Annotated in this window: 7 protein-coding genes; 1 reads left to right on the top strand and 6 read right to left on the bottom strand. The window is 62.5% G+C overall.

Going from position 1 to position 8724, the window contains the following annotated elements; translation table 11 throughout:
• Positions 1–157: 157 nt before the first annotated feature.
• The gene (locus AC1PPK_RS03375; RefSeq protein ID WP_481116443.1) at positions 158–1063 is read right to left on the bottom strand and encodes a LysR family transcriptional regulator; all 906 of its coding nucleotides are present in this window, start codon (positions 1061–1063) and stop codon (positions 158–160) included.
• Positions 1064–1226: 163 nt separating this feature from the next.
• Here AC1PPK_RS03375 and AC1PPK_RS03370 point away from each other — a divergent pair, with 163 nt between their 5' ends.
• Complete coding sequence (locus tag AC1PPK_RS03370; RefSeq protein ID WP_481116442.1) at positions 1227–1976, top strand: SDR family NAD(P)-dependent oxidoreductase; 750 nt, start codon at positions 1227–1229, stop codon at positions 1974–1976.
• Positions 1977–2532: 556 nt separating this feature from the next.
• Here AC1PPK_RS03370 and AC1PPK_RS03365 read toward each other — a convergent pair.
• From AC1PPK_RS03365 to AC1PPK_RS03345, 5 genes are all read right to left on the bottom strand, one after another.
• The gene (locus tag AC1PPK_RS03365; protein WP_481116441.1) at positions 2533–3627 is read right to left on the bottom strand and encodes a GNAT family N-acetyltransferase; all 1095 of its coding nucleotides are present in this window, start codon (positions 3625–3627) and stop codon (positions 2533–2535) included.
• 25 nt (positions 3628–3652) lie between these two features.
• Complete coding sequence (locus AC1PPK_RS03360; RefSeq protein ID WP_481116440.1) at positions 3653–3979, bottom strand: hypothetical protein; 327 nt, start codon at positions 3977–3979, stop codon at positions 3653–3655.
• A 29-nt stretch (positions 3980–4008) separates the two neighbouring features.
• Positions 4009–4563: a cold shock domain-containing protein gene (locus tag AC1PPK_RS03355; protein WP_481116439.1), complete on the bottom strand. Its 555-nt coding sequence runs from the start codon at positions 4561–4563 to the stop codon at positions 4009–4011.
• A gap of 160 nt (positions 4564–4723) precedes the next feature.
• Positions 4724–6943, bottom strand: a complete 2220-nt coding sequence (locus AC1PPK_RS03350) for an ammonia-forming cytochrome c nitrite reductase subunit c552 (RefSeq protein WP_481116438.1) — start codon at positions 6941–6943, stop codon at positions 4724–4726.
• 19 nt (positions 6944–6962) lie between these two features.
• Positions 6963–8708: an arylsulfatase gene (locus AC1PPK_RS03345; RefSeq protein WP_481116437.1), complete on the bottom strand. Its 1746-nt coding sequence runs from the start codon at positions 8706–8708 to the stop codon at positions 6963–6965.
• Positions 8709–8724 lie beyond the last annotated feature (16 nt).

The following is an 8724-nucleotide window of genomic DNA, read 5'->3' as shown; positions in this document are numbered from 1 at the left end:
TGAGCGTCTGTTGAGATGCGATTTGCCGTGAGCGACATCAAACCCTTCCGCCTCACCGCAAGGTCAGTGCCACGCTGAACCGGCAGACAAATTCCCTGAGAACTTCATCGACTTTCCGCCCGGAACGAGAAATTCCGGCTGCCGCCAGCATCCATGGCTATTTGTTCAGCTGCACCGGAAATGTTTCCGCGAGCCAGTCGATGAATACGCGGAGGCGATGCGTCAGATGCCGGTTCTGCGGATATACCGCATGAAAGGGAAACCTCGAAGGCCGCCATTCCTTCAACACTTCGACCAGTTCGCCACGCTGCAGCGCCTGTCGCGTGCAGTAGACAAAGGTCTGGATGATGCCCAGACCGGCCTCGCCGGCGGCCACATGGGCATTGCTCTCGTTGATCCCGACCCAGTGCTCGGTCTTGATCTCGGATTTCACGCCGTCGCGTTCGAATCGAAACGGCATGGCCCTGCCTGTTGCGGTGGACACATAGGCAATCAGGCGATGCCCGTTCTTCAGCTCCTCGGGATAGGCCGGCACGCCATAGCGCTTGAGGTAGGCGGGTGACGCACAGGTCACCATGTCGGCATGGCCGATGGCTTTGGCGACCAGGGACGACTCGGCAAGTACGCCGCCCCGGATGACGCAATCGACGCTATCGCTGATCAGATCGACCGAGCGGTCGGATACCCCAAGGTCGATCCGGATATCGGGATAACGCGCCAGGAATTCCGGCAGCGCGGGAATCAGCACGTCGCTGGCGGTTGAAGAGCCGACATCGATCCGTAAATGCCCCCGCGGTTTGCTGCGCGCCACCGCAAAGCTCGTGTCGATATCTTCGAGATCGGCCAGCACCCTGGCGGTCTTCTCGTAATAGTCCTGCCCCTCGGGGGTCACCGTTACGCGCCGGGTCGTGCGCTGCAGCAGCTTCACACCCAGATGGGCTTCCAGTTCCTGCACCAGCTTGCTGATCGTCGCGTTGGGCATGTCGAGCGAATCGGCCGCCCGCGTGAAATTGCCTGCCTCGACCACCCGGCCAAAAGCGCGAATCGCCAGCAACTGGTCCATTGAGCACCTCTCAATAATTATCCATGAGCATGGATAATGTTTTCGAATTTGCTCACTTTATCAACAAATCCCGGGGCCATACAGTTCAACCCATGCGCTGCACGTCATGCACCTGGCACTGACGGCAGGCATCTCGATCAACGAACTGACTCAAGGATGAATCATGAACACGTCACTGAATGGAAAAATCGCTCTCGTCACCGGCGGCACCACGGGGATCGGGCTGGCCACGGCACAGGAACTGGTCGCCCAGGGCGCCCGGGTGTTCATCACCGGCCGCCGCCAGACCGAACTGGACGCAGCCGTCGCCGCCATCGGCCCGGCGGCCACCGGCATCCGGGCGGATGCGTCGGTCTTGAGCGATCTGGACCGGGTCTATGCGCAAATCGCCAGGGAAGCCGGCCATCTCGATGTGCTGTTCGCCAACGCAGGGGGCGGCGACATGATGCCGCTGGGCGCCATCACCGAAGAACACTTCGATCGCATCTTTGGAACCAACGTGCGCGGCGTGCTTTTCACGGTGCAAAAAGCGCTTCCCCTGTTGGTCAACGGCAGCTCGATCATCCTGACCGCATCGACTGTCTCCGTTAAAGGTACGGCCAACTTCAGTGTCTATAGCGCCAGCAAGGCCGCCGTCCGCAACTTCGTCCGCTCCTGGGCGCTGGATCTCAAGGATCGCCAGATCCGCGTGAATGTGGTGAGCCCCGGCCCGATCCGCACCCCCGGCCTTGGCGGGCTGGTGGATGACGCGAGCCGTCAAGGCCTGTTCGATTATCTGGCCGCGCAAGTCCCGCTGGGTCGCCTGGGGGAACCCCAGGAAATCGGCAAGGCAGTCGCCTTCCTGGCATCGGATTCCGCGAGTTTCATCAACGGCATCGAGCTGTTTGTCGATGGCGGCATGGCGCAGGTTTAAGGCGGATTGGATAGGGGGCAGAAGCCAGCGTAGTTCAGCTTCACCCCTGGCTTCATCCCTCCCGACAGTGCGTATGGCCGATCTGTGTGCAGATCGGCCATTTTTTTGACTACACCCATGACTACGCATGGGCCTGGCATGCTCGAATGGGCTCGCGACCACTGCCGGGGTACTCGCGACTATCCCGGAGATACTCGCGAGCCCCGCCGAGGGGGGCCGTCCTGTACCGGAAGCCCTCGATTGGGTGCGGGGGATAGGGCGGGACTGTCTCCGGGCTGCTCGGGACCCTATCCCGGACAGTCGGTCCCTATCCCGGTGGTCCTCGCGAGCAGCTTTGAACTCCTCGCGAGGAGCGTTCGGACAGGGCGGGAGTATCGGAGGGATAGGGGCGGTCTGTCCCGGAGGTACTCGCGAGGGATTCGCGGACAGGGCAGGATACTCGCCGGGCTCCTCACGAGGAGCTTGCGGAGGGTCGGGACGGGGGCGGGGGATGTCCGGCGGAGCGGCTCGACGGGGGACGGGCGGACCGCGCTTGGGGCGCGGCAGGATAGCCGGGTTATCGAAGTGCGGTGAGCAGAAACACCGGGAAATCCCCCTGGGGCTTATGCACCACGCTGGCCGAAGACGTTTGAATCATCCGGAACCCCGCCGTTGCAGCGGACTTCGCAAATTCACTGCGGTCAAAACCGAAATGATGGACGCCGGTGTCTTCCGTATGGAAGCTGCCATCCTCCCGATCCAGGTCGGACAGGGCGATGAAGCCGCCGTCCTTCAGCAGCAAGTGGAACTTCCGGAACATCGCGTCCGTGTCCCGGATATGGTGCATCGTCATCGAGGAAATGATGCCGTCAAATGCGCCGCTGAGTTCGGACGTTTCGAGATCGATCTCCACGATCTCCAGCGCGCAGCCCAAGCCAGCCTGCTTTGCCAGGAGTTGCGCGTTCATCGAACTGGAAACATCCACCGCGGTGATCTTCCCGACATACGGCGCGATCCGCTCCAGCAGCAGGCCGGTGCCCGAACCGAAATCCATGAGATGCATGGACCGGTCGAGCGTGATGGCATTCCGGATGGCTCCGGCAATGTTCGCGACGTTGTCTACCCGGCTGGGGTTTCCGTCGTAACTGCCCGCCTTATGGGCGAAGTGGTCGATGCTCATCGTGGGCTCCTTCCCTTTGTGTTGAGTTTCTCCAGTGACTTTGTTGAGCGTGATGGTCTCGGTGAAATGAAAGCCTGCCTTCACCATGCCCTCGTGATCATAAAACCGATGTGCATCCATCCTCTGTATGCCTGAATCGAGGTGAATCTGTGAGCAATCGTGGCTTGCAGCGTATTCCCGGAGCCACGCCATCAGCTTGGCCCCATGGCCTTGGGATCGGTGAAGTGGATGAACGACAAGATCATCCACATACAAGAAGCGACCCCAGGCCAGGTTCTCGCCGATGCGGAATCCTGCAAGAGCCAGCGGATTGTCGGGAGTCCCCAAAAAGACCAATCGATAGCCAGACGCTTCCTGGCTACGAAGGCGGGCAAGGAAGCTGTGCTCTGCTACATGCGGTCTCAATTCCCGCATCAGCGGATAGCAGGCCGAAATTTCCGCATCCGTTGTCGCAACGTGAATGTGCATGGCGCCACCGATAAAGTACTGCATCGAGACCGCAACCCGAGAAGGCGTCTCATCCGCCATGGCTACGAAGATAAGGCGTATAGAAAGGCATGGCCGCCATCACCAAAACGCCGATGGTCGCAAGCAAGGATGAGGAATACCTTTTCTCGCCGATCTGGCCAAGGCGCAGAAAGGTGAGGAATGCCAGTATTGGTGCAAACAAATATAGGACGGGTTCAGCGGAAAGGAACACGGGCCTTGATTCCACCGGCCATATAAATGCCGTGGGCGCCGCGAGCCAGCAGATTGGGAAAGACAGGAAGGCACAGATTCCCTGCGGGGTGTCGAACCAATAGCCTTGTCGACACCACTTCTTTATCGCGTCAAAGTTGCTCATGGGCTTCCATGCGAAGGTGATCTTAGGGGCTATCTGGCAAAAGGGCTGGTACACCACTGCTGTTCGCATGGCACTCCATCGTGGTTGCCGTCCATCTGGACGTTGGGGCAGTTGCGCAGGAAGTAAGTCGCTTCGGCGCAGGACGCCATTTGCGAACAATGGGTCCGACCATCGCAGCGGAAAGGCGACGGGGCTGTCTGATCGGCAGACACAGAAGAGACCGCCGGCTGCGGTGCGGTGCGGTGTGTGTATTTGTCGTAGCCGTAACTGGCTAGCGCGATGATGACGAAAAGTGGAACGATCCGGCCAAGCAGGCTTCGCTTTTCTTCTTTATGACGGCGTGGGGCGAGGGGGCGTACAGGGCGCGTGGCGGGACGGTCAGGGCAGAGCAGATTTCGCGCGCGCTTCTTGCCGGTATTGTCGGTCTCTATTTCGAATGTCAGTCGTTCTCCGACAGTCGGACGATGTCCATCCTTCGGAAATACCGAGATATGCACGAAGACTTCCGGCTCCCCATTGGCGGGGGTAATGAATCCAAAACCGCGATCATCGTTCCATTTTGTGAGAGTGCCTTCGATACGCATAGGACAAGACTAATGATGTTGTAATGCAAGTTGCGTGGAGACATACCTTAGCATGTCGATAACGCAATTGGCATTCATGCGGATGCCGCTTACTCCGCCCGCTCGATATTTCGGGGCGCGATATGAAGCGAGCGAGGAGCCTGCTCGTTCCTACGCGGGGTCACGGTGCACCTACCTGCAGCCACAGGCGCCGCAAGCGCTGATCGTCCGGATGGGCGCGCATCAGTTCCGGAAGGGAGGCCCGGGCCGTCGCAGTTTGGCCGCTCTGGATCCAGAGCACTGCGAGCGCGTAGGCGACGTCGGCGTTATCGGGAAACTCCGCGTGTAGTGTCTGCAGTTCCGTGCCGGCTTCGGTCCAGCGTGACAGACGGAGCAGCACCAGCGCGTGGCTGTAGCGGGCACGCGATGCCGCGGGATCTGCACGTACTGCGGCGGCAAACGCCTGCTCGGCCTCGGCAAATCGGCCTGACTTCGACAGCAAGGTGCCCAGGGCGAGTTGCAATTCCATCGGTTTGGCGCTGAGGGGGAGGCCTTCCCGCAAGCTTGTTTCTGCTTTGCTGGCATCGCCGAGGGCGGCCTGCAATCGCGCCAGTTCGAGTCGGGCCGCCTCGAATCGGCTGTCCATCCGCAAGGTGGACTGCAGATGGTCGATGGCGGTGTCGACGGCGCCTTGATCGCGGGCGAGCAGCGCAAGGTTGAAGCGTGCGGACGGAAAGTCGGTCATGACCAACTGGGCCCGCTTGTATTCGTCGAGGGCCACCGCATACGCCAGGGTGCGGTCCGGCGGGATGGATTGCCCGAGGGTGAGGAGGCTGCGTGCTGCCGCCATGCGTACAGCACGTACCGGATCGTCCAGCAGGTCGATCAGTATTTTGCCGCTGCCACGGCCTGCCGCGACTGCGGCGGCGGCGTAGGACCGGACCAGCGGGTCGGCATCGCGGAGGGCCGATTCCGGAATTGCCGCGCCGAGGGTGCCGAGCAGATCGACGGCGGTGGCGCGGATGAGGGCGGGGCGCGTCTGGTCGGCCACGATACGGGTCAATTCACCCGCGATGGCCACATCGCCCTTGCGCGCGCGCAGGAAGGTGCCTGCAAAGTCATACTGGGCGTTGTGCCGGGTATCGGCAGGCACTGGGCGGCTGGCGAGCACGTCCGCGGCCCAGCGCGGGCCGCGCCCGGCATGGCATTGGTCGCAGGCGTTGGGGGTGCCCAGTTCGCTGCTTAGGTCCGGGCGCGGAATCCGGATCGCGTGGTCGCGACGGGCATGGACGCCCATGTAGGTGCGCGTGGGCATGTGGCAGTCCACGCAGGCACTGCCCGGCGTGCCGGCTTGATGCCCGTGGTGGGAGGCGTCGTCGTAGCGTTTCAGCGCCAGCGTCGGGAAGCGCGGATTGCCGGCAGGGCTGTGGCACAGCGTGCAGGTGGCATTGCCTTCGCGCTTCAGTTTTCCGCTGTGCGGGTCGTGGCAGTCGTTGCATCCGACGCCGGCGGCAAACATCCGCGACTGCTTGAAGGAGCCGGCTTCGAAGACTTCGCCCTGCTGCTGGCCGTCGGGGAAGTACAGGCCTTCGCGCAGCACTTCAGGCCGGAACTGGTCGAGCAGGGGGTGATCGGGCCGGTCCGCCTCGACCAACCGGCTGCGGACGGTGTGGCAGCGGGCGCACAGGTTGACCTGTCCTTCTGCGTGTCCCTGCGTCGTCTGCAGGACGGGCATCGGCACCTTTTTGCCCCGTCGCGCCGCCTCCACATGGGCTTGTCCGGGGCCGTGGCAGGCCTGGCAGCCGACCCCGAGCGCATCCCAGCGGGTCTGGTAACGATCGGTGGCGCTGTCGTAGCCCTTGCGCAGGCCGGTGGTGTGGCACTCGGCGCACATGAGGTTCCAGTTGCGGTAGCGGCCGCTCCAGTGCATCGCGTCACCGGGAAGCGCGTCGGGTTCGGCAAGGCTGAACCAGCGCAGCTGCCGTACATCCCATGCGATGGTGAGGGTCTGCAGGCGCCCGCCCGGCGCGGCCACCATGTACTGCTGCAGTGGGCTCACTCCGAGGGTGTAGAGGATGCGGTGTTTGCGGCGCTGGCCGTCTGCATCCCTGGCCCAGGCGTAAAAAGCATCGCCCTGCTGCGCCAGCCGCACGCTGTCGGCCCCATCGCTCACGGTGCCGGCCGAGAAATCGCCCACCACGGTGCGGCGGGTGGCGGTTTGCATGGCCGACGCGTGGTGGGAGGCCTGCCACGCGTTCGTCACGCCGGCATGGCATTCGGCGCAGACCCGCTCCGTCACGTAGCCGGGGAGTGTGCTCGTGGATGGCGCCCCTTCGGCACCGAGCGCCACAAAGGCGCTCAGTACCAGCAGGACCTGGAGCCATCGATGCAGGGAGGTCACGGGCACGCCAGCCGGGAGCCTACTTGGCGGCAGACGGCGCCTTGGGCTTCTGCGCCGCCTCCAGGGCCAGATCCTCGTAGTAGCGGCCGGCGTTGCTGTAGCCCGGCCGGTTGGCCAGCCCGTCGATCTCCAGCGTGCCCGTTTCGGCGACGTACTGCTTCCACGCGGCCAGCAGTTCGTTCAGCTTGTCCGGCATCGCGGCGGCGAGGTCATGGCTTTCGCTGCGATCCTGGGCGATGTTGTAGAGCTCCCAATGACCGCTACCCCATGGCTGATTGGCATACACGATCTTCCAGTCCCCCTTGCGCAGTGCCTTGCGTCCGCCCAGTTCCCAGCCAATCGCCTCGTTGGCGTCATGGACGTTCGGGGCTTCCCCTTTCAGGTAGCTCAGCAGGGACTTGCCGCGCACCGGCAGGATGGATTTGCCGCGATACTCGGTCCCCGGATGTTGCGTGCCGGCCAGTTCATAAATGGTCGGCGCAATATCCGACACATGGGTCAGCGCGCCACGCTCGCTGCCTTTGATGCCAACGCCGGGGCCCCAGGCGATGGCCGGCACCGAGATGCCGCCTTCGTAGGTGAAGGCCTTGTACATGCGCATCGGCGTCATGCCGACCTGCGCCCATCCCGGTCCATATTCGACAAAGGACCCGGGGCGGCCGGTGTTCTCGATGCTGTTGTCCATGTCCCGGTGCAGCCATTTCCGCGTTTCACCCACGTCATAGACAGAATTGCCGTCCGCGCCGTTATCGGACAGGAAGAACACGACTGTATTGTCCAGCTCTCCCTTCTTCTCGAGGTAGGCAAGCACGCGGCCGATCTGGCGGTCCATGTTGTCCACCATCGCAGCATAGACGGCCATTCGTTTGGCTTCCGCACGCTTTTCTGCGGGCGACAGGGAATCCCATTTCGGCCAACGGGAATTGCCCTCGAAGACCGGCGTATTCGGACTCAGCAAGCCCGCCTTCTTCAGGCGTCCCACGCGCTCGCGCCGGATCTCGTCATAGCCGCCCTTGTAGCGATCGACGTATTTCTGGATATCGGCATCGGGGGCCTGCAGAGGCCAGTGTGGCGCGGTAAAGGCCAGGTAGGCAAAGAAAGGCTTTTTCGTGCCGTCGGTCTTGTCGAGGTATTCCATGACCTTGTTGGCAAAGACCTCGGAGGAATAGAAACCTTCCCGGGGAATATCGATGGACTTTCCGTTCTCCCGGTAAAGTGCCTTGGGCGGCTTGTTTGCGTCGAGCGCGACGATACCCGTCTGATCCCCGAAATGGCTGGCGCCGCCTTGCACCATCGCGTAGGACTGATCGAAACCGCGGGCTGCCGGGCTTTGATTTTCGGCGGTACCGAGATGCCATTTGCCCGCCATGACCGTGCGATAGCCCGCGGCGTGCAGGACCTGCGGAATGGCGAGGACCCGCTCGTTCAGGTAGCCCTCGTAACCCGGCTTGCCCTTTTGTTCGGGCAACAGGAGTTCGGCCATGTCGCCGAAGCCCGCCAGGTGATTGTCGGTACCCGACATCAGCATCGCTCGCGTCGGCGAACAGAACGGCGAGGCGTAGAAGCTGCTCATGCGGGCGCCGCCCTTGGCCAGGCGGTCGAGATTGGGCGTCGAGATTTCCGATCCGTAGGCGCCGACGTCCGTCAGCCCGAGATCGTCGGCGAGAATGAGCAGGATATTCGGACGATGGGCGTCGGCGCCAAATGAGGGGGATGCGAACGCGGCGGAAAGCAATGACAGCCCTAAAAGGCGGGTGAGCTTCATGAACTGTGTCTCCTTT

Source organism: Zoogloea sp. JDB1, from assembly GCF_056724025.1.
The sequence above is the reverse complement of the archived record's forward strand: the minus strand, read 5'-3'. Positions and strand labels throughout refer to the sequence as shown.

Bases quoted from the DNA above. Each gene is read 5' to 3' on its own strand.
- AC1PPK_RS03360 (WP_481116440.1), bottom strand. From the start codon at position 3,979: ATGAGCAACTTTGACGCGATAAAGAAGTGGTGTCGACAAGGCTATTGG.
- AC1PPK_RS03345 (WP_481116437.1), bottom strand. From the start codon at position 8,708: ATGAAGCTCACCCGCCTTTTAGGGCTGTCATTGCTTTCCGCCGCGTTC.
- AC1PPK_RS03370 (WP_481116442.1), top strand. From the start codon at position 1,227: ATGAACACGTCACTGAATGGAAAAATCGCTCTCGTCACCGGCGGCACC.
- AC1PPK_RS03355 (WP_481116439.1), bottom strand. From the start codon at position 4,563: ATGCGTATCGAAGGCACTCTCACAAAATGGAACGATGATCGCGGTTTT.
- AC1PPK_RS03365 (WP_481116441.1), bottom strand. From the start codon at position 3,627: ATGCAGTACTTTATCGGTGGCGCCATGCACATTCACGTTGCGACAACG.
- AC1PPK_RS03375 (WP_481116443.1), bottom strand. From the start codon at position 1,063: ATGGACCAGTTGCTGGCGATTCGCGCTTTTGGCCGGGTGGTCGAGGCA.